Genomic DNA, 24,629 nt, shown 5'->3' with positions numbered 1-24,629 from the left:
GCCACACATAGGCTAAAAAAGGAAAATGGCGCTAAAATTTGAAAAAACATTGAGCTATCAATTTATGCAGCTGGGGGCCATTGCCCGCCAGGAAGCATTAGCGCCTTTGCGCACGCACGGTTTGCAGACTGGCGATGACGTTATTCTGTTTTGGTTGGCGGACCAATCGCGCATGACCCTTGAAGATATGCGTATCGGACTAGATATGCCCCCGCATCAATTCAATGCCCTTATCGGCCGCCTCGACAGCGCCAAAATGCTCGAAAGCCAGGCCGACGAAACCGATGGCACCATCCATCTATTTCTATCGGCCATCGCCCTTAATGTGCTGCAAGACATCCATAAAAACCTGAAGGCCCTCGATAAAGAGCTGACCGCAGATCTAAGCGCACATAAAACCAAGAAGCTGAAAAAACTTCTGAGCAAAATCAGCAATCTGTTTTGACAAAACTGATCAGGTTTGGTTCTCTCAATGTCCAATTGGAGAACGCCCATGCTGTCGACGCCACTTTATATTCTTGATCTGATCGGCGTGGCAGTGTTCGCCACAACCGGCGCCTTGGTCGCCTCCCGCAAACAAATGGATATAATCGGCTTTGTACTGTTGGCCACGCTCACTGGCGTCGGCGGCGGCACCTTTCGCGACCTTATTTTGGGGCGCACCGTATTTTGGACCATTGATCAAACCTATTTGATCACCTGCTTTGCCATCGCCACCATCGCCTTTTTCGCGTCGCACTTGATCCAGCGTCGCTATATCGCGCTTTTGTGGCTCGATGCGATCGGCCTCTCTGCCTATGGGGTGATGGGCGCACACATTGCCACCCAAAACGGCGCGGGCTTCTTCGTCGCCGGCGCCATGGGCGTTATGACCGCCACCTTCGGCGGCATGATCCGCGATGTGGTTAGCGATGAAAATGTGCTGATTTTACAAGAAGAGATTTACGCCACGGCCGCCCTGGTCGCCGCCTTTGCCTATTTGGGCCTGACCTATTTGGGCATCCCCCCGCTTTACGCCGCAAGTGCGGGCACCGCGCTGGGGCTCGTCGCCCGCGGCGGCGCGATCATATGGCATTGGCAATTGCCCCGCTACAAGCCACGCGAAGGCCGCGAATATTGATTATTCAATCGATGCCGATTTGATGATTACAAAAATATCGCCGCCGGGAGCCAAGCCTAAATCGGCCACGGTTTTCGCCATCACCCGCGCCCGGATATTGGCCTCACCCACTTTGACAAATATATCCGTGGTCGAAGGATCAATCGCCTCCATCTGCTGAATACGGCCTGTCAATTGATTGCGGGCGCTGATGCCCTCTAGCCGCGTTTTGGCCAGCATCACATCGCGCGCCCAGATATTGAGCTGCACCGCCCGCCCAATCTCCAATCCGCGATTGGCCACTTCCAGCATCTGCCCGCCAATATTGATCTGCGCCAAACCATAATCATCATCCAGCGCGGCCACATGGCCGGCAACACGGCTGAGCAAATGCGCATCAGACCGCAAAGCCAAAATGTCCTGCGTCGGCCCCTGCGCGACAATTTTGCCCTTTTCAATCACCGCGATATTGTCCGCCAAGCGTGCTGCCTCTTCCATGGCATGGGTCACATACAGCACAGGGATTTCGAGCTCGGCAAACACATCGCGCAAAAACGCGATCATCGCCTCACGCTTGGCCGGGTCCAGCGCCGTCAGCGGCTCATCCAGCAAAAGTGCATCCGGGTTTTGATGCAACGCCCGCGCCAACATCACCCGTTGTTTTTCCCCACCCGACAAATCATGCGGTTGCCGCGCCAGCAAATCATTGATGCCCAACCGCGCCGCCAACGCCACCAAATCACCTTGGCGCTTTAGTCGGATATTCTCTTCAACCGTCAGATGATCCAACAAGCGCGGTTCTTGAAACACCATACCCAAATGCCGACGATGCGGCGGCACTGCTTTGTTGCCACCACTCAATGCACGGCCAGCCAATTCGATTGTACCGTGGCTCGGCTCCAGCCCGGCCAATGCCCGCAATAATGAGGTTTTGCCCGCTCCAGACGGGCCAACCAGCGCGGTAACGCCTGCACCCGCGTTCAGCCGCATGTCAAATTGCCGCGCGCCGCGCGAAAACTGCACATCAATCTTAAACATGGCGCACCGCCCGTCGCCCGGTCAGCCGACGCTCCAGCCAGGACAGCAAAAATTCTGAGCCCCAAATTGCCAATCCCGAAATGCCGATCGAGACAAGACAAAGCCAAAGCACCAATTGGCCTTGATCAAAGGCCTGCAACGCGGAATGGATCGCCAAGGAAAGAGTCTGGGTTTCACCCGGAATATTGGCAACAAATGTGATGGTTGCGCCAAACTCGCCAAGGGCTTTGGCAAATCCCAGCACGCCGCCAGCCACCACACCGGGCAAAGCACTCGGTGCATAAAGCGTGATAAACCGTTGCCATGGCGTCAGCCCGGCCACGGCCAGCGCCTCATCCAGATCTTTGGGCACATGCTCAAAACTCAACCGGATCGGCCGCACAATCAGCGGCAGTGCCACCAACCCGGCCGCCAACGCTGCCCCAGCCGCGTTAAAGGCAAAACTGATGCCCAACGGCGCCAGCAATTGCCCCACAGCCCCATTTGGCCCAAATGCATAAAGCAGCACCAGCCCGGTCACCACCGGCGGCATCACCAAGGGCATCATCACCACAACGGAGAGCAAGCGCCGCCCAAAAAACCGTTTTGTCGCCAAAACATAGCCAAGCACAAAGCCCAATGGCAGCGCCCAGATCAGCGCAAACAACGCCACCTTGAGCGACAATCCGACAATGGTGAGAAATTCTGCCACGACCTACTCGCTTGGTTGAAACCCAAATTCAGCAAGAAGCCTATGGCCTTCATCGCTTTGGATAAAGGCCAAAAACGTCGCGATGTCCGCATTGTCTGGTGCATAATTCACCGCCCAATAGCGAATTGGCGGATGCGTATCCGCCGAAAAACGATAGGCAATATGAAGATCAAGCGCTTTTGCGTCGGACGCGTAGACCACGCCAAACGCTGCCGCGCCGCTTTGGACAAACCGCGCTGCGCCGCGCACATTCTGTGCCGCCGCAATATGTGGCGACAAAGCCGCCCAAAGCGCTAAATGTTCAAGCGCCGCCTTGGCATAAATCCCGGCGGGCACATGGTTCGGGTCGGCCATCGCCAGCCGTTCCCTGCCCAGCAATTGCGGCAAAGCATCAATCGCAACAACGTCCTTTTGGTAGCTCACCAACACCAGTTCGTTGGCAAATAGCGGCATCAGCAATTGATCCATCGCCACATTATCAGCCCATTGCTGATTGGCAGAGATAAAAAGATCAGCCGGGGCCCCCGCCTCAATCTGGCGCGCCAGCACAGAGGAGCCGCCCGCCACAATTGTCACGTCAACCTCTGCTTCTGCTGCAACCTGTTCTGCAAAATCGATCAGGCTCGACGCAACAAATATTTTGGGGCTGGCTTGAGCACAAAGCGCGCCCAAGCCCAGCATCACCATCATAAATGCCGCCAAAAAGCGTTTCATTTAGGCGTCGCGCAACCGGGCCGCTGTTGCCGCCAGATTTTTGATATGCTCAAAATCGCCATTGGCAATCGCATCATTGGGCACAACCCAAGAGCCGCCGACACAGATCACGTTGGACAATGACAAATAGTCCCGCGCATTCTGCACGCTCACCCCACCTGTGGGGCAAAACTTCAAGTCAGGTAATGGCGATCCAAAGCTCTTCAACAGCTTCGCACCACCTACAGCCTCGGCTGGAAACAGCTTTAAGCGCTGATAACCCAGTTCAGCCGCGGCCATCGCTTCGGTTGCTGTGCTGATGCCCGGCAAAAGCGGCACATCAAACTCAAGCGCGTCCTCAAGCAATTTTGGCGGCGCACCGGGCGACACCATAAATTGTGCACCTGCTTCTATGCTTTTCTCGATGTCAGCTTTTGTGCGCACCGTGCCGGTGCCCACATAGGCGCCGTCAACGCTGGCCATTTTCTCCACCACCTTTAGGGCGTTTGGCGTGCGCAAAGTCACTTCCAGCGCGGGCAAGCCGCCCGCCACCAATGCCTTGGCCAAGGGAATCGCTGCATCCACATCATCTAGAATAATGACAGGGATAACGGGGGCAGCGCCCATAATTTCATCGAGTTTTGCAATATTTTGCGCCATATGATCGGGACCTCATTGGGCTGGTTTTCAAGGGACGGAGCCACAATCGTGGCCACTCCCTTTCGATTACCACAAACCAAAGATTGAAATACACCTCAAAAATACCTAAGTTCCACCCAACTTTGCTGCTGAAAGGGCGAAAGATGGTACAATTGATCAATGCGTTGACCCCACTGGATGAGGCGCGCGCAATCTTGAGCAAAGAGTTCGACCTCAAATTCACCAAAGCGGTCGAAAAGGAAACGGCGGACATTTATGAACATGTCAAAGACCGGATTCCCGAAATTGAATGGCAGTTTTACGCGCCGCTGATCCGCGAGATCAACAAGCTGAAGCGCGAAAAAGATGCGGTGATTCTGGCGCACAACTATCAAACGCCACAAATCTTTCACGGCGTCGCCGATTTTGTGGGCGACAGCTTGCAGCTGGCGATTGAGGCCACAAAGGTGAAGCAGCAAACCATCATTCAGTGCGGTGTGCACTTTATGGCGGAAACCTCAAAATTGCTGAACCCCGAAAAAACGGTTCTGATTCCAGACAGCCGCGCCGGCTGTTCACTGGCCTCTTCCATCACGCCCGAAGATGTGATGGCCATGCGCGCGCAATATCCTGGTGTGCCTGTGGTGACCTATGTGAACACGTCAGCAGCCGTAAAGGCGGTGACTGACATTTGCTGCACCTCCTCCAATGCGCTCGACATTGTTGAAGGGTTGGACAGCGACACCGTGATGATGATCCCGGATCAGTTTTTGGCGCAAAACACCGCCAAAAAGACCAAAAAGAAAATCATCACCTGGGCCGGGGCATGTGAAGTGCACGAAACCTTCACCGCCAAAGATATCGAAGAATTGCGTCAGGCCTATCCGACCGCAAAAATCATCGCCCACCCCGAATGCCCGACCGAAGTGATTGATGCATGTGATTTCTCCGGCTCCACCTCCGGCATGATCAATTGGGTTAAAACCGAGCGCCCTGCCAATGTGGTGATGGTGACCGAATGTTCCATGTCCGACAATGTGGCAGCGGAAACACCCGGCGTGCAGTTCCTCAAGGGCTGCAACATCTGCCCACACATGAAGCGCATCAATTTGGAAAATGTGCTTTGGTCACTGCACACCGGCACGGAAGAAGTGACCGTTGATCCCGAGATCGCGGAAAAAGCCCGCGGCGCTGTGGAACGCATGATCAATTTTGGCAAAGATAAAAACGCCACAAAGAAATAAATTCAGTTCAATCTGAACAGCAAAAGCCGGGGCATTGCTCCGGCTTTTTTGTGCCGATGCCTTAACCCTTTGCTGTGCCCGACCCGTTAGGCTGCCTCAAACGAAAAAGGACGGGCCATGACATTCTGCTCAACATCCAAGCCGCTTTCGCTTTTTGCAGCCCTGGCGTTGTTTTTCGCATCTCTTAGCGCGCCGCAACAAAGCTTTGCTGGCACTGAATTTGAGGTCGAGGGCAATATTGTGCACATGGATTATGAGATCACCTCGCGCACCTACAATCAGTTTGTGCGCCTGCACCAAAAGAACCCGCAGGTTGATACCATTTTGATGCATGAGATTGATGGCTCCACCGACGACGAAGTGATGATCAAGCTCGGCTATTATTTGCGCAAACATGGCTTCAAAACCAAGCTGCATTCCGAATCGGAGATTTATTCCGGTGGCGTGGATTTGTTTCTGGCAGGGGTGGAGCGCACCATGGAACGCGGCGCCATTATTGGCGTCCATTCCTGGAGCGATGGCGAACGCGACGGCGCAGACTACCCCCGTTCATCGCCCGAACATGATATGAACCGCAACTACATCAAGGCCATGTTGGGGCGGGATGGGTTCTACTGGTTCACCCTTGAGGCAGCACCAGCCGACGATATACACATCATGAGTGAGGGCGAAATTCGCAAATATCGATTGCTGACAAAACCCATCGGCGCCCGTTAAAGGCGACTAAGCTTTTTTCAAAAACTCGGTTCTAAGCACAATGGTGGATTTGCCAATCCGGCATTCCACTTCGCTGTCCTTGTTGGTGGTGCGAATATTTTTAATCGCCGTGCCGCGCTTTAGCGTTTTTGACATGCCCTTCACCTTCAGATCTTTGTTGACCTGAACATTGTCGCCATCTTCAAGGGCTGCCCCGTTACAATCTTTTGCGCTCATTAAAAAAGCCTCGCTCTAATTAATGGAGCGAGGCTTAAAGCATAAATTCGAAAATGTCGCCGTTTAAATTATTCAGGCGCACCATCTGGCCAAAATTCAGGGTCCCACGACACTTCTACCCCGTAAAAGGGTACAGTGGAGATCGCCATTTTGGCCGACCCATCGGTCACCTGCCGCGAATGCGACAAATAGATCATGGTGTTGTTTTCCCGATCAAAGATGCGGTTCACCACCAGCTTCTTCCAAAGGAACGAACGACCATGTTTGAACACTTCTTCGCCATCCTGATCCAGCTCAATATCACCAACCACAATCGGTCCGGTAGCGCGACAGGCGATTGAGGAGTTTGACGGATCTTCGAACCAATTGCCCTTGGTCAGCCGATCAATCATGCCCCGGTCAAAATAGGCCAAATGACAGGTAATGCCGCTGACTTCACGATCATGCACCGCTTCGATCACAATATCATTGCCAACCCAGTCGACGCCAATCTTGCCCGCTTCTTCTGCTTGTGCGCCGCCCGCCATCAGGCCGATGGCCGCAAAGCCTGCCATAATCAATCGCTTCATGTCACACTCCATTCAATTCCGTTCCCCCATAGATGGGCACCAAACCCCATATTGCAACCCGCAATGTCAATGGGACGACAAACGTCCAGTAATATCTTTCAACCGCAAGGCTTCCTGATAAAAAATCGGCAACCCAACCACCACTTCAATATAATCAAACACATACATGATGGTGGTGATCTTTTGTCCCGGTGAAATCGTGCTGTTGTCGACAATGAAATAGATCGACCCCAGCAACATGGCAGCCAGCACCACCCACACCAGCGAAAAGTTCACGGTCTCCAGATCCGAAAGCCGCACCCGCCAGCGCATTAGCCGGCGAAAATGCCGATCCACTTTGCCCACATCTTGCAAAGCTAAGGTGTCGAGCTGCCGTTCATATTCGTCATTTTGTCCTTTATTGAGCCGCAAATAGGCGCCGCCGCTAATCCAATAAATGGCAACAACCAAAATGGAGGTCACAAAGCACAGCCCCATCACCCGCATATCGATGCCGAACACCACGACCAAAATGCCAACAAACATAATGCCCGTGAGAATGAGCGTGGGCAGCGATTGTTCCAAAAACTCGACCAGCGCACCCAGCAGATTGACCCGCGCCACAGTTTTGGACATGGGCAGGTTTTTCGCCTTCTCCCGTGCCACAAGACTATTGCTCAAATCCCGCTGTATGGCCGAATAGGCGCGCGTATCGTAAAAGCGCCGCGCGCTGCCGATAACAATGAGCGCGACAATTAACACGCCCAACTCAATAAGGCCGGAAAAGCTTTGCCGGTTTAGCGCATCCACGGAACGGCCAATGCACAATGGCAAAAGCAATGTAAGCAGCGCTTCCAACACCAGCAGCGTCCACGTGATCAAGACTTTGGGAAAGTAGGCAGCGCCTACCGCACGCAAGGATAAGCCATTGCGCCAAACGCGTTCAATGTGTGTCATTGTAAATTCCTAAATACTCAAAAAACAAAACGAACTGGCCGCCACAAAACCCATGCAAGGGCACAATTCACCACGATCTAATCGAATATATAGTATTAATAGAATGATCATTCTATTAATTTCTCAACTTAGTTAAAATTAGCGGGGTGTTCATCAAGCCCGATAAAGTGCGGCACGTTGGACCACATCATCTCGCCATCGCCGCCTGATTGATCCGACCTGCCGCCCTCTCAGGCTCGCGGTTCAATCCGCGCGGTGAGGCGTTACACCCTTCCCAACCCAAAACAATGTATGTATCTATACATGCTGATCGTTTTTTTGCGCCTATTGTGAGGTGCCGCAAGGGTATCAACTCGCCTATGACTATTTATGACAATGTATTGAATGCAGAAGGCGCACTTATCGTAGGTGCGGGCCTTGCAGGTTTGTTTTGCGCCCTAAAACTGGCCCCGCGGCCCGTCACTGTTTTGTCGCCAAAACCATTGGGTTTGGGCGCGTCATCGAGTTGGGCCCAGGGGGGCGTGGCCGCCGCGGTGGGCAAAGGCGATAGCGCCGAAGCCCACGCCCGCGACACAGATATTGCAGGCGCTGGCATTGTCGATTTTGAGTTGGCCGAGTCGGTGGCCGCCGAAGCCGCCGAACGTATTGCCGATCTGGCCAAATGGGGCACCCCCTTTGATCGCGACGCTGACGGACAATTTGTGCTGTCAAAAGAAGCCGCCCACTCCGTCAACCGGGTGGTCCGCGTTTCCGGGGATCGGGCGGGGCGCGAAATCATGGCGGCCCTTATTGAAGAAGTGCGCAACACCCCGTCTATTCGCATTGTTGAAGGCATCACAGCGGTCGATCTGGCCCGCGCCGATGGCCGGGTCATTGGTGTCTATGCCCGTAAGCTGGGCGACCGCTATGCCGAACCCGTTCTGATCCGCGCCCGTGCCACCGTGTTGGCCGCGGGTGGCTTGGGCGGCCTTTATGCTGTGACCACCAACCCACCGGGCGTACGCGGCCACGCCATGGGCATGGCGGCCCGCGCTGGCGCTTTGATCGCCGACAGCGAATTTGTGCAGTTCCACCCCACCGCCATGGCTGTGGGGCAAGACCCGGCGCCTCTGGCGACAGAAGCCTTGCGCGGCGAAGGCGCAATCCTTGTCAATGATAAGGGCGAGCGCTTTATGCTCGACATTCATAAAGATGCTGAATTGGCCCCGCGCGACATTGTCGCCCGCGCCAATTTCCGCCAAATCCAACAAGGCCACAAAGTCTTTTTGGATACACGCGATGCCCTCGGTACCCGCATCTATGAAGCATTCCCCACCGTGGCCAACTATTGCAAAGAATCTGGCATCGACCCGGCAACAGATATGATCCCGGTCACCCCGGCAGCCCATTTCCATATGGGTGGCGTAAAGGTGGATGATCGCGGCCGCTCGTCTCTGGCGGGTCTTTGGGTGTGTGGCGAAGCCTCTTGCACAGGCTTGCATGGGGCCAACCGCTTGGCCTCCAACTCACTGCTGGAAGCAGTGGTGTTCGGTGCGCGAATTGCAGAAGATATTTCTGGCCTTGAACCAATCAACAAGAGCCTGCCGCCCTATCTCGGCATTGAGTGGGACGAAGAAAAGGGCCAGGAAGCGGAGCGCATCTTGCGCAACCTTACCGCCGTGCAACAATTGCGTCACATCATGACCAATCATGTCGGCGTAGAGCGTTCGGAACAAAGTTTGAAAACGGCGCTGCGGGAAATCCGTGAGCTTGAAGAAAATGCCCGCGACGTCACCCGGTCATATTTGAACATGACCACATCGGCCACTTTGGTGGCTGCAGCCGCATTGCAGCGCACGGAAAGCCGCGGCGGACATTATCGCTCAGACTATCCTGAAAAGAACCCCAAGTTCAAAGACCACACCACGCTCACCATCACCGAAGCGCTAAAAATAAGGGACGCTTGCTAAACAAGCGCCCCTCCCTATTTCAGCATAAAATCTTTAGCCGCGCTAAACGCTTGGGTCTTGTGCAGCCAGCTTTTTGATCTGCGCTTCCCGATGGGCCCGTTCCGCCATCAGTTTTTTCTGATACCGACCCTGCACCACATCCACGGCCACCATCACAAACAGCACGAAATAGAAGGTTGATTTGGCCATCGGCACAATCTCATAGCCAAACAATTTCAGATGCGCCAAATGCCCGCCTTCAGAAATCAGCAAGATACCGACAAGCAACAGGATGAAGAGGCCGAGCACTTGGTACATGCGGTTGCGATCCAAAAATTCCGCCACATAGTCGGCCAAAACGATCATCAACACGCCAGACCCGACAATGGCCACCGCCATCACCCAAAACACATCTGTCAACGCGATGGACGACAACACACTATCAAATGAAAACACCGCGTTCATCGCGACAATCCAGAAGATAGTGGCCGCAACTGAACGCGTTTTCTTGTGTTTATCCTGGTCATGCAAATCATGCACCGAGATCAAATGATAAATCTCTTGAATGGCGGTATACATAATAAAGCCGCCACCGATCAGCACGATAAAGGCGTGCACATTCATTTCAGTCTCGATAAAGCCGGGCAATTCAATCGCAAAAAATGGCGCTTGAAAAAGCTCAATCATCCGCACCAGCAAAAACAGCAGCACAATCCGAAGGGCAATGGCAATGCCAATGCCGACCCGGCGCACATAGGCCTGCTTTTCTTTCACCACCTGTTTGGATTCAAGCGAAATATATAAAAGATTGTCGAACCCCAGAACCGCTTGCAACGCAATCAGCATGGCAAGGGTGAACCAGTTTTCAAGCGAGAGGAAACTTTCCATGTGCAGTGCCCAACTTCATCAATTTTCGTTCAGGGTTTTCGCCAACTTAGCCTAGCGGTCTGAAAGTGCAAGCTTTAGGCCCAAAAATCCAAACGTGCCGGCAAAGCCACGGCGCAACCAAACCAGCACACTGGGCCGCGACAAAACAAAGTCCCGTGTTAGCGCGGCACACGCGCCATAAGCGACAAAAACCACGAACGTCATTGCCATAAACACGGCTGCCAAACTCAGCATAAGCGGCGTTGGATTGGCGACAGACGCCGGCACAAACTGCGGCAGAAAGGCAAGGAAAAACAACGACAATTTCGGGTTCAAAACATTCAGCAATGCCCCGTCGCGAATGGTTTTATATGTACTTTTTACATCCGGCGCTTTTTCAACATCCAGCGCCCCGCCTTCGCGTAAAATGCCCCAGGCCATATAGAATAAATAGGCCACACCTGCATATTTGATCACTTGGAAGGCCAGCGCGCTGGTGTGCAAAATGGCAGCCAACCCAACCACACTCGCCAAGGCGGCGGGCACGATCCCAAGCGTACAACCTACCGCAGCCATAACGCTCATCTTAAAGCCGCGAGAAAGGCCGATGGCCAATGTGTAAAGCACGCCAGTGCCCGGCAAAATCACTACAACCAATGAAGTCAGAAAAAATTCCAAAGTCATAATATCTCTTTTCGTATCTCAAAAATCGCTACTCGCCATCGAGCAAATATGTGGCCAGCGCTTTCATATCTTCATCGGTCCAATGCGTCAGCGATTCATTGACCACTTCGCCCATCGTGCCGCCAAGCGTGTCAAACTCTGGCGTAAAACCACCTGTAAGTGCATCAATCAGCGTCGCCTCGTCCCATCCTTCAGCTTTCAAGCTCGCCGCATCAATGGGCGGCACGAAGGCCCCGCCAGTGCCACCGCGCACGCCTTTGAACAGCTGTGTTACATCAGATGCCCCTAGCATATTGCGGGGCGTATGGCAGGCGCCGCAGTGCGCCGGGCCGTTGGCCAAATAGGCACCACGATTCCAAAGCGCTGATTTATCCGCCTTTGGCGCAAAGCGCTGTGGCGTGAGGAACAAGTTCTTCCATCCCAGCATCGCCAGGCGAATATTGAACGGAAAGCCCACATTATGATCGGGTGCTTTTTCAGCAATCGGGGCAGTCGCCATCATCGCCGCATAAAGATCGACAATGTCCTGATCGCTCATCAGGGTGTAGTTGTCATACGGAAATGCAGGGTAATAATGTTTGCCATTGGGGCCTTCACCCACACTCATGGCGCGCGAAAATTCTTCAAGGCTCCACTTGCCAATGCCCGCGTCTGGATCGGAAGTGATATTAGGCGGCACAAAATCACCAAACGGCGTTTTCAACGGGGCACCACCAGCCAATGTGGCCCCATTATTTTTAAGGTCCGTGTGGCACGCCACACATCCCCCAAGCCGCATAACATAATTGCCCCGGGCCACGTCAGCCGTCAGGCTTAGATCACGCTCAGGGCCGTTTATCGGCCGCAAAAAGTAGAAAGCGGCAGCACCGCCGACAACTATGCCAAGTACAATGATGACCGCCAGCAATCGCCGCATGGTTCAATCTCCTCGGATCCCTATCAGGTTAAACTATCCCGGTGTCCCTTGCGAATGTCAATCAAATCAAAAGGCCGCCCCAAGGGACGGCCTTTCAACAATTCTTGATCTTTTATCCCCAGCTTACGAGAACAATAGATTAGGCAACCAGGTGACCAATGAGGGGAAGGTCCACAACAAGGCTAGCGCCAGAACTTGGATCGCGATAAAGGGCAACACGCCAGCGTAAAGATCGCTGGTTTTAAACCCTTTGGGCGCAACCCCGCGCAAATAGAACAGCGCAAAGCCGAACGGTGGGGTCAAGAAGCTGGTTTGCAGGTTAATCGCGATCATCACACCCAACCACAATGGATCATAGCCCAGCGCAATCAGGATCGGACCAACAATTGGCACCACCACATAGATGATTTCGATGAAGTCGAGGAAGAAGCCCAAAAAGAACATCAACAACATCACCAAGAGCAACGCGGAGAAAGCACCGCCCGGCAAGTGACGCAAGAACTCGGCGATCACATCATCACCACCAAAGCCCTTAAACACGGTGGAGAACAAGCCCGCGCCGATAATGATCAAAAAGACCATGGACGACACTTTTACCGTCTCCAACCCGACATCGCGGAAAAGCTTCAGATTTAGCTTTTTCGCTTGTAGGGCGAGCAACATGGCGCCGATCGCGCCCACAGCTGCAGATTCAGTTGGCGTTGCAATGCCGGCCAAAATTGAGCCAAGCACCAGAACGATCAAAATAAGCGGCGGCAACACAGCCCGAAGCAGGGTGCCCAAGGTCGGCGCATGAATGCTTTCATCCTTCATGGAAGGCACATCATTCGGGCGGATAAGGGTGAGAATAAACACCCAGCCCAAATAAAGCCCAACCAGCAAAAGCCCTGGCACCAAAGCGCCCGCGAAAAGGTCGATCGCGGTCACCGGATCGGGCGCCAAATTGCCGGTCATCGCAGCGGCTTCTTCATTCACCCCTTGCAAAATGCTGGCCAACAACACCAACACAATAGAGGGCGGAATGATTTGGCCCAACGTGCCCGACGCACAAATAATACCCGACGCCACTTTTGGGTTGTAGCCAGCTTTCAACATCACTGGCAGGCTCATCAAGCCCATGGTCACAACCGTCGCGCCCACAATGCCGGTGGAGGCCGCAAGCAACGCGCCCACAATCACCACTGAGTAGCCAAGGCCGCCGCGCATCTTTCCGAATAGCTGCCCCATGCTCTCCAGCAACTGCCCGGCGATATCCGATCGTTGCAGCACAACACCCATATAAACGAACAGCGGCACCGCCACCAAAGGTTCGTTTTTCATGGTTGAGAAAATGCGGGTTGGCGAAAGGTTCAAAAACGCAAAGCGAAATAGATCAAGCTGGTCACCAATAAAGGCGAACAAGATTGCAGATCCAGCCAATGAAAGAGCCACAGGGAAGCCCAGAATAAGGATCACAATGGTGACCCCGAACATGATAAAAGCGAGAAGCTCTGGGGTCATGTCATTACCTCTTCATCATCGCCAACCAGTCCAACAGTTTCACCTGTGATCATGCGGTCAATCGCGCGCAAGCTCATCGAAATCAGCTGCAAACCAAACAAAAGCGCCATTGCTGGGATTACCCCTTTAAGAATGAATAGATTGGGAAGCCCGCCCACTTCGGCGCTGCCTTCCATGCGGGAAATGGAGCGGTCAAAAAAGTCAAAGCCGCGCCAATAGATCAACCACAAGACCGGGAAACCGAAGCAAATGGAGCCCAATACATTGATGATGTCTTTATAGCGATCGGACGCACCGGCATAAATCAAATCGATGCGCACATGCCCGTTATGCAAAAGCGTGTAACCCGCCCCCAGCATAAAGATGAACGCATGCATCCAGATGTAGCTTTCCTGCATCCAGACTTCGCCGATGGAAAACACATAGCGCAGCACCACGACCAAAAACACATTGAGCACAAGCGCCAATGCGGTCCACGCCATAATATGGCCGATCACCATGTTCAATCGATCAATACCGTTGGCCACTTTGCGGCGCACATCTTTGTCCGCGATAAAAACCAACAGCGCCAGAATGCCGCCCACAAGGGCATGGATTTTGGCGTGTGTGCCCGCGCGATCTTGGAACCCCAAGCCGACGGCAGCGCCGATGGCATAACATGCCGCCAGCACCAAAATCGTTCGCACATAAACGTTAGAAATTGCGCTGCAGACAGGGGCCCACCCCTTCTGCAAAGCGTTCACTAGGCCAGACATTTAACGTCCCCCCGCTCCTAGATACAAAAAAGCCGCCGACCTTGGCCGACGGCTTTCTTAAGCTTGTAATTATATAGCTTCGAACTTCGCTGAAGTCCGTGCATTCATAAACTTACCTTCAGAAATGCCTGACCATTCAACCATGGTACGACGCCATTCAATCAGTGAGTTGTAAAGCTCAGAAGCTTCAGGAGAAACGCTTGCGCGATCACGCACAACTTCTGCAGTCCGCTCACCAATCGCTTGCAGCAATTCGTCAGAATATGGACGCAAGTTCACACCATTTTCATTGACCAATTTCTGCAATGACGCATTGTTCACAGCCTGGAAGCGAGACAAGATCCAAAGGTTGGTTGACGCAGCAGCACGCTCAACAATACCGCGTGTCTGATCATCCAAAGCTTCCCATGCCTGCATGTCGAAGAATGAATCGAGCACAGTGGCAGGCTCGTGCCAGCCAGGATAGTAGTAGTTGTTTACAACTTTAAAGAAGCCAGCGCCCAAGTCAGCCGCAGGGCCAATCCACTCGGTGCCGTCAATCGCGCCTGATGTCAACGCAGGCAACACTTCGTTACCTGGCAACAACACAACGTTCACGCCGAATGTTTTCAAAACTTCGCCGCCAAGACCAGGCATACGGAATTTCAAGCCGTCCAAATCATCAACGGTGTTGATTTCTTTGGCGTACCAGCCACCCATTTGGTTACCAGTGTTGCCCATTGGCAAGAACTTCACGCCAAGTGGGTTATAGCTCAAACGGTCAGCCATTTCGATGCCGCCGCCATAATAGAACCATGCATTTTGCTCTTGAGCGTTCAGGCCATAAGGCATCGCCGCTACGAAAGAGATGCTGTCAGATTTGCCTTCCCAATAGTAAGGTGCGCCAAAGCCCATCTGTGCTGTACCTGATTGCACAGCGTCCAAAGCTTCAAGGCCACCAACAAGCTCACCAGAGTGATATGTTTTAATGGTCAACTTGCCGTCAGACATGGTGGCCACGTCCGCTGCAAACTTGTCCAAAGCCGCGCCCAAGAGGCCCGCTTTACCGAATGCAGAAACAGCAATCCATTCCATACTACCTTGCGAAAGCGCAGGTGTTGCCAATGTGGCCGCCCCAGCGGCGCCAACAGCGCTCACACCAGCTTTTTTGAAAAACTCGCGTCTTTTCATTGAATTCCTCCCAAAATGAACTTGGCCCTTTTAATGGATCTCACCAAAAGCGGCCCGCAAACTATAGACCGAACCAGCATCATGCGTAAACTGGTACAAATGTCCATGCATCTTTGTACGGCAAACTAAGGCTTTGAACACGCCTAACTTATGCTAAATTACCCATTACTACGGATGCGGCAGAAAAGATGGCTCGACATTTCGGCGAAGGTTACAAAATGCTGTCATACATGAACTTCAGACAAAAGATCCTCGCGCTCGCGACCCTGCCGCTTATTCTGGCCATTCTTGCCATCACCAGTTTGGTGACATGGCAATCCAGTGAGCTATCGAAGCAAGGCATCACCGCGTTTGAGCAATCCATGCTCGAGGCAAAAGAAGAAGAGCTTAAGAACTATATCGAGTTGGCGATCACCGCCATCGCCCCTTATTATGAAACGGCGGGCGCCAGCGACCCGACCGCAAAGCAACAAGTCATCCGCATTTTGCAAACCTTGGAGTTTGGTGAAGATGGCTATTTCTATGTCTATCACTATGACGGCACCAACATTGTCCACCCGCGGCAACCCTTCCGCATCGGCGAGAACTGGGCCAACCACCCCGACGTTGCCGCCCTGATCGAAGCGGCAAAAAATGGCGGCGGGTTCCACCGCTATGTCTGGGAAAAGCCGTCCTCGAACGAACGGTCTGACAAAATCGGCTATGCGGTCGGTCTGGACAAATGGCAATGGATGTTGGGCACCGGCGCCTATATCGATGACATTCTGGCGCAAACCGCTGCCGCCAACCAAAGCCTGAGCGACCGGGTCAACCAAACCTTTTTCTGGGTGGCGCTGATCACCGTTCCCGCGGTGTTCGCTGTTTTCGGCACGGGCATCGTGCTCAATTTGCGGGAGCGCCGCATGGCGGACTCCAAACTCAAGGAATTGACCCAGCGCATCGTGGATACGCAGGAAGAGGAGCGCACCCGCATCGCCCGAGAACTGCATGATGGCATTTCGCAAAACATGGTCGGTGTGCGCTACGTGTTGGATCTGGCGCAACGGCAAGCCAAAAAGGGCACACAAAACGCCCTCGCCTCGATTGAACATGGTGCCGAAGCGCTAAACGCGGCCATCAAAGAAGTGCGTCGCATTTCCCACGATTTGCGCCCGGGCATCCTCGATGATTTGGGCCTCACGGCCGCATTGGAAGCGCTAACCGGCAATTTCGCCGAGCGCACCAAAATCGACGTCGAGCTCAAAAGCGTGGCCTTCAAAAACCTGTTGCCCACAGACGCGAAAACCGCTGTCTATCGCGTGGCGCAAGAAGCCCTTAACAATATCGAACGTCATTCCCGCGCCACCCACGTTTTGCTGCAGCTTAAAAGCACCAAGGATGGGTTGGAAATGCACATCACAGACAATGGCTGCGGCTTTTCCAACTTGCTGGAAGCCAAACGCAAGTCGTCGCGCGATGCGCCCCCCATGCGCTCGGGACTTGGCTTGCGCAACATGCAAGAACGCATGGAGCATTTTGGCGGCACTCTTGAGATAAAAACCGCCAACACGGGCACGCATTTGATTGCCAAATTGCCATCATCCATTTATCTCACCCATGAGAAAGAGCATGAAAAAGATGTGGCTCAAGCCGACCTCAAGGAAGCAACAAGTGCATAGACGGGTAATTCGATGAGCCGATCCACTCCCATCAAGATCATATTGATTGATGACCATCCTTTGGTTTTGGAAGGCATCCGCTCCGTGCTGGAAACATTTGGCCATATTGAAGTTTTGGGCGCCGCCCCGTCCGCTAAAGAGGGCCTCAAAATCGCGCTCGCGGGCAAACCTGATGTGGTGTTGATGGACATCAACATGCCGGAAATGAATGGCATCGATGCCATCGAGGTTTTTAAAGAGCAATTGCCCCACACTCGGCTTTTGATGCTCTCCATGCACGACAGTCGGGAATATATCTCCACTTCCACCATGTATGGCGCGTCCGGCTATTTGCTCAAAGATGTCTCTACTGATGAGATCGTCCACGCCATCGAAAAGGTCGCATCGGGCGGCACCTATTTTTCCACCGGCGCGGCGCAGGCCCTAATGGCCGATAAACCCAAGTCAGATATCGAAACGCCGCTCACCACCCGTGAGCAGGCCGTCTTGCTGTTGGTGGCCGAAGGCGTCTCCAATCGAGAAGTGGCAGAAAAGCTCGAAATATCCGTGCGCACCGTGGAAACCCATCGCAAAAACATCAAGAAAAAACTGGGCATCTCCACCACGGCGGGCCTCACCAAATATGCCATCTCCAATGGCCTGATTGGCTGAAGCGCCTCAATAAAGGCGTGAAAACACCAAAGACGCATGGGCAATATGCGCGCTTAAAAAAATGCCGGCCAACACCCAAAAATACAAACGTGGCCGCGCCAATTGCGGGATCATCGACTGATCCCCGATCAGGCCAATTCCGAAAATCCAGATCAGCGGCGTATAGGAAGGCGCGAGAAATCCAATCAAACTTGTGGCCCACCATCCGGTTGGCGCGCTCACAATAATCCATTGGCAGGCAACATAAAGTGCAATCCCCACAGCATAGATCAGAAAGCCGATACGCTGCGGTCGCGTACACCAATTAATCACCATGATCGTCGAAAACGCGATTATGCAAATGCGGGTCACATTTTCGACCATGCCCAACAGCACTGGGATGTCCCGCCAAAACTCTTCCGGCTGATAGGCGACACCAAGGTGCGGCCAAAAGGCAAAGCTCGCCAAAAGTGGTGGCACCCAAAGCCAGATACAGCTGCGCAAATAAATTGTCAGATGTCCCATCAACGCCCCCTCGCTCCGAGGAAAACTACAGCAAAATGCGACCGCGCCTTATGATGTATATCAAACAAAAAAAGCGGGCCCGAAGGCCCGCTTAAGTTACACTCTTAGGGAAAGAATGCTTAGTCAGCCAAATATGTAGAATTGTTGGCGCCCTCAACAGCGTCTTTAAACTGGTTCAAAAGCGCAACGCCTTCTTCACCCAACTCTTCTTCCACATGCTTCAACACAGCAGGTTGCGCCGCTGCTTTGAACTCTTCACGTGCTTCAGCAGACAATGCTGTCACTTCGATCTTGTCCATCAAGCCAGCCAAGCCACGGTCAGAAGCTTCGATGATCCGGCTCAAGCCACGGCTCGCGGTCACACAGCTTTCAGCCGCATAATTCACAACGCGCTTTTCATGGTCGTTCAATGAATCCCAGAAGTCTTTTGACATCATGAAGGTGTAGGGTGAGAACAAGTGATTGGTCAGGGTCATATAGTCCTGAACTTCAGAGAAGTTCGCGAACGAAATGATCGGCACAGGGTTCATCTGGCCGTCGATCACGCCAGTTTGCAGACCTGAATAAACCTCACCCCAAGACAATGGATAGGCTTCGCCGCCCATCGCCTGAATGATTTTCTGGTGTGATGGCAACGTCATGGTGCGCACGCGGATGCCTTCAAAGTCTTCCAATGTTTCAATCGGACGCTTTGAGTTGGTGATGGCGAAGAAGCCACCTGTATCCGGGAAGCCCAAAACTTTGGTGTTTGGAATGCTGGCTTCAATATCCGCTGCCAACGCCTGGCCGAACGGGCCGTCAAACACTTCGTAAGTTGCCGCATTGTGGTCAAACGCGAACGCCAGGTTCAACACGTCGATGCGCGGATAGTAAGATGAAATCGCACCTGTTGAAGTCAAAGTCGCTTGCACAACATTGTCCTGGATGAACTGCACATGCTCAGCCGCAGAACCCAACTGGTTTGAAGGATAAACTTCAACATCGATTGAGCCATTGGTGTCTGCTTCCACGATATTTGCAAAAACAGCCGTACACGCATGCGCCGGGTTTTCAAATGGATCGGTTTTGTTGTCGTGGGCAAATTTGAGCAATTTAGTGTCGGCAAACGCAGAACTTGCTGCCCCCACAATGGCGGCCCCCAAAGTCAATCCAAGTGCTAATTTTTTCAAAGTCATATTTCACTCCCTTTCAAATACGCCCCAGATGTTTGACGGTGGGGCGCAAACCGTTCGCTTTAGGCAGTCCCTGCCCTAAGCAAATCCAAGCAATCGCGGCATCAACAGCGCCAAATCTTCGAAGAAGGCGAACACAAACAGCACCGCCACTTCCGCCAACAAAAACGGCCAAAGCTTTGCGGTAATGCGTTCAAGCGGTTCCCCGGTCACCGAGGACAAGACGAACAGACAAGCGCCCACAGGTGGCGTCATCAATGAGATGTTGAGCGCCAGCACAAAGATGATGCCTGCATGAATAGGTTCCAGCCCAATCGCTGCGGTCAGCGGCACCAGAACAGGCGCCAGAATGATCAGGATCGCGGTGATGTCCATCACCATGCCAATCACCAACAAAAGGCCGATGATCAGGGCAATCACCACATAGCGATTGTCCGAAACCCCAAGAATGGAATTGGCCACCAATTGTGGAATCTGGTTGAAGCTGAGATACCAGCCAACGATGGAGGCAAAGGCGATAATCACAAAGATCACGCCAGTGACCCGCGCCGTGCGGATCAGCATTTTGACCATGTCGTCCATGCTGATCTTGCGGTAGACAAAAACACCGATAAACAAGGCATAACCAACCGCAATCGACGCCGCTTCTGTTGGCGTAACAATGCCGCCCAAGATGCCACCCAGAATAATGATGGGCATAAACAGCGCCAAAATAGACTCTTTAAAGGTCGCCCAAATTTGTGGCAGCCGTGCGCGCTCTTCGCTTTGCGGCAAATTGTTGGCCCGCGCGCCAATGGCGATCACCGCCATACACACGGCGCAAATGATCAAGCCTGGCAACAATCCGGCAGCGAACAACCCGCCAATTGAAACCCCCATCAAGGAGCCATAAACCACCATCAAGCCTGAAGGCGGAATGGTCGGCCCAATGATCGACCCGGCGGCAGTCACAGCGCAGGCATAATCGCGCCGATAACCACGCTCCACCATAGAAGGCACCAAGGTTTTGCCAAAGGCTGCAGCGTCGGCCGTGGCTGAACCGGTCAGCCCAGCAAAGAACACTGACGCCAACATATTGGTATGGGCCAACCCCCCTCGGAAATGCCCGACCAGCACTTGCGCCAACATCACCAAGCGGGATGTGATGCCCGTATGGTTCATAATCTCGCCAGCGAGAATGAAGAATGGCATCGCCAGAAATGGGAAAATATTGAGGCCGTTGAACATTTTGCCCGGCCCCAGCGCGACGAAATTATCGCCGCCAATTTGATAAAGCCCGATCACCCCGGCTGCGCCCAGCGCAAACCCGATCGGCAACCCCAGAATAACAAGTCCAACAAATGCGAGCGCAATAATCATTCCACCATCCCCTCAGAGTTGGGCACGATCAGCGCGCCTTGATCACGGATGGCCACCAAAAGGGTTTGGATTGCGCAAATAGCGGCAGATACTGGGATCGCGGCAAAGGGCACCAGCAAGGTCATGCCAAAAATCATGGCCTGTCGATTGCCGCCCGTTTGGGCGAAGCCGATGCCGTACCAAAACACATAGAAGAACAGCAAAAAGGTCACCAGATCGAGGCCAAGCAAGATGATGCGGCGCAACCCTTCCGGCGCCTTTGAAATAAGGGCGTGCAGCCCGATATGTTCGCGCCGTGCAATCCCCGCAGAGATCGCCAACATGGCGGCCCAAATCATCAAATAACGCGCCACAACTTCAGGCCAGGGCAATTGCCAGTGGAACAGGTAGCGGTCGACAACGCCGATCCAGACATCAAGCACAAGCAAGGCCATGAGAATCGCAACAAATCGTTCCACCCCCCAGTTCAGCCCTGCGCTTAGTCGTCCTGCCAATGCAGACATATGCCCTCCAATCACATAATGTAGCAAAACTACAATTATGGGATAAAAAACGCATTGTAAAGTACGTTTTTTGTAGTTTAATATCAGAATTAGGGATTTTTGACGCCGAATTGGGCGAATCATGTTTCATATTTGAGGAGGAAATTCGTGCGCCGCGGCGCATGATTTTTAGCAATATTATGGGCGATACCGCATTGGATATTATTTCGCAGATCCGTCAAAAGGACGGCAGCTACAATACACGTGAGCAGCGAGTGGCCAGCTATGTGTTGAACAATCTGGAGCAGGTGAGCGACATGTCAGTGGCCAGTTTGGCCGCAGCGTGTGAGGTATCTGAGCCCACGGTCATTCGATTCTGCCGCACCCTTGGCTGCACCGGCTATCGTGATTTCAAAATCCGTTTGGCGCAAAATGTCGCAGTGAGTTTGCAATATCTGGTCTCGGGCAATGACCCGGAAAGTGATCAGAAGAACCTGATCGATCAGGTGTTCCAAACCTTCTATGTCACGGCCAATGTGGCCCGGTCGCAATTGAATGAGGAAGCGATTAAGACCGCGGCCGATCTTATCAACGCCGCACAAAAGATCATTTTTTGCGGTGTCGGCGGCGGGTCAACAACCGTTGCCTTCGATGCAGCCAATCGCTTTTTCCGCCTTGGGTTTGCGGCCAATGCTGTCTCTGATGCCTATTTGCAGCGCATGCATGCCGCAACGTTGACGCCACAAGACATCATGGTGTTTATCTCGGCCACGGGCCTGCCCCGATCCAACATTGATAGTGCCAAAGTGGCCCGGCAATATGGTGCCAAAACGTTGGCCCTCACAAAGCCAGATTCGCCATTGGCCCGCGCTTGCGATTTCACCATTGGCCTTAGTCTGCCGGAAGATCCGGATATCTATAAGCCCACGGCGTCGCGGCTGGTCTTTCTCGCCACGATCGATATTTTGGCCGCAACAGTGGCGCGCCAACGCCCCGAACACACTAAGGAAAATTTACGGCGCATCCGCTCCAGCCTAACGGCCTTGCATGGCAACACAGGCCCTCAACCGGTTGGCGACTAACTCAGCCTAGGCAACATTTGAACTGAGCGACTGCTCCACGGCGCGGTGCTTTGGGGTCGCTTTACATTCAGCCACAATCATGGCCATCGGGTCAGACGTGGGCCGACCAAACAAATAGCCCTGAAAACTGTCACAGCCAACCGCACTCAACAATTCGGCTTGGGCTTCGGTTTCCACCCCTTCTGCTGTCGTGCGAATGCCAAGTGACTTTGCCAGCCCCACAACGCAGCTCACCACCGCATCATTTGCTTTGTTTTCGCCCAGGCGCGCCACAAAGCTCTTGTCAATTTTCAGCTTATTGATTGGCAGTCGGGTCAAATAATTTAGGCTCGAATATCCCGTGCCGAAATCATCCATCGCCACCCGCACACCCAGCGCCCGCAGCGCATCAAGATGGCTGACAACGCGAGTGGTATCATAAACAAAGACACCCTCGGTGATCTCTACCTCCAGCCGATCCGCTGGCAGCCCTGTGCTCTGCAATATACGCGCAATGTCGTGGACAAAATCCTCGCTTCGCAACAGCACAGGTGAAATATTGACGGCCAACCGCATTTCACTTGGCCAATGCAGCGCCGCCTGACAGGACCGCGTCAGCACCTGTTCGGTGAGTTGCCCAATCAAGCCTGACGTCTCGGCCAGGGGAATAAATTCCGCCGGGCTGACACTTCCCAATCGAGGATGCGGCCAGCGGCACAAGGCTTCAAACCCAATAATGCGCCGATCCTCCGCACGCACAAGAGGCTGGAAGGCCACTTCAAGGCTGTTTGTTTCCAGCGCGGTCTCAAGCTCGCGCTGCAGCAAAAATCGATCATCTTGCGCCGTTTGTAGCTCTTGTTTGAATTGCACATAATGCCCCGGGCCCGATGCCTTCGCATCATAGAGCGCCAGGTCTGCACATTTGCTCAGCCCATCAACCGTGCGGCTATCTTTGGGGAAGTTCGCACTCCCCGCACTGATTGTGGCGGTAAATCGCGCATGGTCGGTCGTAATATGCCGTTGCATGAGCTGGTAAAACTGTTCTGCCGCCTCTGCAGGCGTCGGCACCCCATCAGCCCAACAAATGGCCACAAATTCATCACCGGATAAGCGATAGACCTGCCCCAATTGTCCCAGCGTGTTGTTAAGCCGTTTTGCGGCGACCACCAAAAGACGATCGCCTGCTTCATGACCGTAAAAATCATTCACCTGCTTGAAGGAATCCACATCAAGGCTGAATAAGTTGAAACTTCGCTTTTCCCAGCGGGCTTGCTGCAATTTCACCATCACATCACGACGAAACTTGCGGCGGTTTGGTAAGCCAGTCAGGGGGTCATAATCTGCCAGATGGATCGCTTGGCGTTCCGCAATGCGCCGTTGACGCCCCCAATAGGACAGCAGCGCCAGCACAAAAAAGGCCAAAACCACCAAAACCACAGAGGTCATCTGCGATGAAAACTGCACCCCACGCACCATCAAATGCCCGACAGGGTCGCGCCTGATTTCAATGCTGACCACCCCGCGCGGCATGCCAAGCCGCTCAAGCGGGATCAACACAGCCACCGGCACGCCATCATGGCTAACCTCATCACTGGGCAGTTCAAATATGCGCGTCCGTCGACTTGATAGGGTGGCTTGCACCGCTTCTTCAAAAGCGACATCAGTAAGATCACGCATCACTGGCCTGCCCCCGGCAATGGTCAACTGGCCAAATCGGGTGAACACGGCATAACCCGAAACCGTGCCGAAATGGCTGGATTGATCAAAGCTGAGCGGATCAAAAACATCATGCTGAGGCACTGTTTGTGGTTCTGTTTTCACGACGAACTGGTCGACCAGATATTCAACAGGATCAAGCCGAAGCGGCGAAAGTTCGCCGGGTAAATCAAACTCGGTTCGCAAGGAAATGGCAGATTTTCTGGCCAATTGTTTGGCGTCAAGGTCGCTAAGTTTTTGGACCAAAAGTGGAGACATAGATGAAGCGATGATCACCAACACACAGAAGGCGCTCACAATAGAAATAATTGAGGCAATAAATCCCCAGCGGCTCATCGTTGCATCCAAAATACGCAAAAAATCA

The 24,629-nt window shown here is 53.3% G+C and carries 26 protein-coding genes; 8 read left to right on the top strand and 18 right to left on the bottom strand.

All coding sequences use genetic code 11. The features are described 5' to 3' along the window. Positions 1-25: 25 nt before the first annotated feature. Entirely contained in the window at positions 26-445 is a 420-nt protein-coding gene (locus tag MXMO3_RS03440; protein ID WP_117394952.1) for a MarR family winged helix-turn-helix transcriptional regulator, read from the top strand. A gap of 48 nt (positions 446-493) precedes the next feature. Beyond that, on the top strand, positions 494-1,120 hold the full coding sequence (locus MXMO3_RS03435) for a trimeric intracellular cation channel family protein (protein ID WP_117394951.1): 627 nt from the start codon (positions 494-496) through the stop codon (positions 1,118-1,120). On the opposite strand, the gene modC is transcribed toward MXMO3_RS03435, so the two are convergent. Genes modC through eda form a run of 4 tightly spaced genes read right to left on the bottom strand, consistent with a single transcriptional unit; the run spans position 1,121 to position 4,181 of the window. Then, on the bottom strand, positions 1,121-2,137 hold the full coding sequence (gene modC, locus MXMO3_RS03430; RefSeq protein ID WP_117394950.1) for a molybdenum ABC transporter ATP-binding protein: 1,017 nt from the start codon (positions 2,135-2,137) through the stop codon (positions 1,121-1,123). It lies immediately after the preceding gene. Next, positions 2,130-2,828, bottom strand: a complete 699-nt coding sequence (gene modB / locus MXMO3_RS03425; protein ID WP_117394949.1) for a molybdate ABC transporter permease subunit — start codon at positions 2,826-2,828, stop codon at positions 2,130-2,132. The genes modC and modB overlap by 8 nt, the downstream gene beginning before the upstream one ends. 3 nt (positions 2,829-2,831) lie before the next feature. Beyond that, positions 2,832-3,542 (bottom strand): molybdate ABC transporter substrate-binding protein, encoded by a 711-nt coding sequence (gene modA, locus MXMO3_RS03420; protein WP_117394948.1) that lies wholly within the window; start codon positions 3,540-3,542, stop codon positions 2,832-2,834. Further along, a complete protein-coding gene (eda, locus tag MXMO3_RS03415; RefSeq protein WP_027835062.1) occupies positions 3,543-4,181 on the bottom strand; it encodes a bifunctional 4-hydroxy-2-oxoglutarate aldolase/2-dehydro-3-deoxy-phosphogluconate aldolase in 639 nt (212 codons plus the stop codon). Positions 4,182-4,324: 143 nt separating this feature from the next. Between eda and nadA the strand changes: the two genes are divergently transcribed. Together nadA and MXMO3_RS03405 are read left to right on the top strand one after the other, a co-directional pair. After that, positions 4,325-5,404, top strand: coding sequence for a quinolinate synthase NadA (gene nadA / locus MXMO3_RS03410; RefSeq protein ID WP_051213634.1), 1,080 nt, complete (start codon positions 4,325-4,327; stop codon positions 5,402-5,404). Between the two features lie 117 nt (positions 5,405-5,521). Next, the gene (locus MXMO3_RS03405) at positions 5,522-6,121 is read left to right on the top strand and encodes an alpha/beta hydrolase (protein WP_117394947.1); all 600 of its coding nucleotides are present in this window, start codon (positions 5,522-5,524) and stop codon (positions 6,119-6,121) included. A 6-nt stretch (positions 6,122-6,127) separates the two neighbouring features. On the opposite strand, the gene MXMO3_RS03400 is transcribed toward MXMO3_RS03405, so the two are convergent. The 3 genes from MXMO3_RS03400 to MXMO3_RS03390 all read right to left on the bottom strand — a co-directional run bounded on the left by MXMO3_RS03400 (position 6,128) and on the right by MXMO3_RS03390 (position 7,842). Beyond that, positions 6,128-6,337 (bottom strand): alkylphosphonate utilization protein, encoded by a 210-nt coding sequence (locus MXMO3_RS03400; RefSeq protein ID WP_027835064.1) that lies wholly within the window; start codon positions 6,335-6,337, stop codon positions 6,128-6,130. Positions 6,338-6,405: 68 nt separating this feature from the next. Further along, entirely contained in the window at positions 6,406-6,906 is a 501-nt protein-coding gene (locus tag MXMO3_RS03395; RefSeq protein WP_117394946.1) for a CreA family protein, read from the bottom strand. 66 nt (positions 6,907-6,972) lie between these two features. Next, on the bottom strand, positions 6,973-7,842 hold the full coding sequence (locus MXMO3_RS03390) for an ABC transporter six-transmembrane domain-containing protein (RefSeq protein ID WP_117394945.1): 870 nt from the start codon (positions 7,840-7,842) through the stop codon (positions 6,973-6,975). Between the two features lie 359 nt (positions 7,843-8,201). On the opposite strand from MXMO3_RS03390, the gene MXMO3_RS03385 reads away from it, so the two are divergent. Beyond that, complete coding sequence (locus MXMO3_RS03385; RefSeq protein ID WP_117394944.1) at positions 8,202-9,791, top strand: L-aspartate oxidase; 1,590 nt, start codon at positions 8,202-8,204, stop codon at positions 9,789-9,791. A 42-nt stretch (positions 9,792-9,833) separates the two neighbouring features. Here the strand turns inward: MXMO3_RS03385 and MXMO3_RS03380 are convergent, their stop codons facing one another. From MXMO3_RS03380 to MXMO3_RS03355, 6 genes are all read right to left on the bottom strand, one after another. Next, on the bottom strand, positions 9,834-10,658 hold the full coding sequence (locus MXMO3_RS03380) for a TerC family protein (protein WP_117394943.1): 825 nt from the start codon (positions 10,656-10,658) through the stop codon (positions 9,834-9,836). 51 nt (positions 10,659-10,709) lie between these two features. Next, positions 10,710-11,321, bottom strand: a complete 612-nt coding sequence (locus MXMO3_RS03375) for a LysE family translocator (RefSeq protein WP_117394942.1) — start codon at positions 11,319-11,321, stop codon at positions 10,710-10,712. A gap of 28 nt (positions 11,322-11,349) precedes the next feature. Then, positions 11,350-12,237: a c-type cytochrome gene (locus MXMO3_RS03370; protein WP_117394941.1), complete on the bottom strand. Its 888-nt coding sequence runs from the start codon at positions 12,235-12,237 to the stop codon at positions 11,350-11,352. A gap of 123 nt (positions 12,238-12,360) precedes the next feature. After that, entirely contained in the window at positions 12,361-13,737 is a 1,377-nt protein-coding gene (locus MXMO3_RS03365; RefSeq protein WP_027835071.1) for a TRAP transporter large permease, read from the bottom strand. Next, positions 13,734-14,492: a TRAP transporter small permease subunit gene (locus tag MXMO3_RS03360; RefSeq protein ID WP_117394940.1), complete on the bottom strand. Its 759-nt coding sequence runs from the start codon at positions 14,490-14,492 to the stop codon at positions 13,734-13,736. The genes MXMO3_RS03365 and MXMO3_RS03360 overlap by 4 nt, the downstream gene beginning before the upstream one ends. A gap of 69 nt (positions 14,493-14,561) precedes the next feature. Continuing rightward, positions 14,562-15,662 (bottom strand): TRAP transporter substrate-binding protein, encoded by a 1,101-nt coding sequence (locus MXMO3_RS03355; protein WP_117394939.1) that lies wholly within the window; start codon positions 15,660-15,662, stop codon positions 14,562-14,564. A gap of 230 nt (positions 15,663-15,892) precedes the next feature. Between MXMO3_RS03355 and MXMO3_RS03350 the strand changes: the two genes are divergently transcribed. Together MXMO3_RS03350 and mctR are read left to right on the top strand one after the other, a co-directional pair. After that, positions 15,893-17,320: a cache domain-containing protein gene (locus MXMO3_RS03350; RefSeq protein ID WP_027835074.1), complete on the top strand. Its 1,428-nt coding sequence runs from the start codon at positions 15,893-15,895 to the stop codon at positions 17,318-17,320. Between the two features lie 12 nt (positions 17,321-17,332). Next, positions 17,333-17,971 (top strand): two-component system response regulator MctR, encoded by a 639-nt coding sequence (mctR, locus tag MXMO3_RS03345; protein ID WP_027835075.1) that lies wholly within the window; start codon positions 17,333-17,335, stop codon positions 17,969-17,971. A gap of 6 nt (positions 17,972-17,977) precedes the next feature. Here the strand turns inward: mctR and MXMO3_RS03340 are convergent, their stop codons facing one another. The 4 genes from MXMO3_RS03340 to MXMO3_RS03325 all read right to left on the bottom strand — a co-directional run bounded on the left by MXMO3_RS03340 (position 17,978) and on the right by MXMO3_RS03325 (position 21,509). Then, entirely contained in the window at positions 17,978-18,475 is a 498-nt protein-coding gene (locus MXMO3_RS03340) for a hypothetical protein (protein WP_117394938.1), read from the bottom strand. A 119-nt stretch (positions 18,476-18,594) separates the two neighbouring features. After that, positions 18,595-19,650 (bottom strand): TRAP transporter substrate-binding protein, encoded by a 1,056-nt coding sequence (locus tag MXMO3_RS03335; protein ID WP_051213636.1) that lies wholly within the window; start codon positions 19,648-19,650, stop codon positions 18,595-18,597. A 75-nt stretch (positions 19,651-19,725) separates the two neighbouring features. Next, on the bottom strand, positions 19,726-21,006 hold the full coding sequence (locus MXMO3_RS03330; protein WP_027835078.1) for a TRAP transporter large permease: 1,281 nt from the start codon (positions 21,004-21,006) through the stop codon (positions 19,726-19,728). Beyond that, entirely contained in the window at positions 21,003-21,509 is a 507-nt protein-coding gene (locus tag MXMO3_RS03325; RefSeq protein WP_211198797.1) for a TRAP transporter small permease, read from the bottom strand. Before MXMO3_RS03325 ends, MXMO3_RS03330 begins: the two co-directional genes overlap by 4 nt. 161 nt (positions 21,510-21,670) lie before the next feature. On the opposite strand from MXMO3_RS03325, the gene MXMO3_RS03320 reads away from it, so the two are divergent. Beyond that, positions 21,671-22,570: a MurR/RpiR family transcriptional regulator gene (locus MXMO3_RS03320; protein WP_205468068.1), complete on the top strand. Its 900-nt coding sequence runs from the start codon at positions 21,671-21,673 to the stop codon at positions 22,568-22,570. Between the two features lie 6 nt (positions 22,571-22,576). Here MXMO3_RS03320 and MXMO3_RS03315 read toward each other — a convergent pair whose 3' ends face one another. After that, positions 22,577-24,601 carry a putative bifunctional diguanylate cyclase/phosphodiesterase gene (locus MXMO3_RS03315; RefSeq protein WP_117394937.1) on the bottom strand — a complete coding sequence of 675 codons (2,025 nt, stop codon included), beginning with the start codon at positions 24,599-24,601 and terminating at the stop codon, positions 22,577-22,579. Positions 24,602-24,629: the final 28 nt, after the last annotated feature.

Origin of the sequence: Maritalea myrionectae, from assembly GCF_003433515.1 — a bacterium.
GTDB classification, from domain to species: Bacteria; Pseudomonadota; Alphaproteobacteria; order Rhizobiales; family Devosiaceae; genus Maritalea; species Maritalea myrionectae.
Note: the sequence above shows the minus strand (reverse complement) of the source record. Positions and strands in the feature narration are given on the sequence as shown.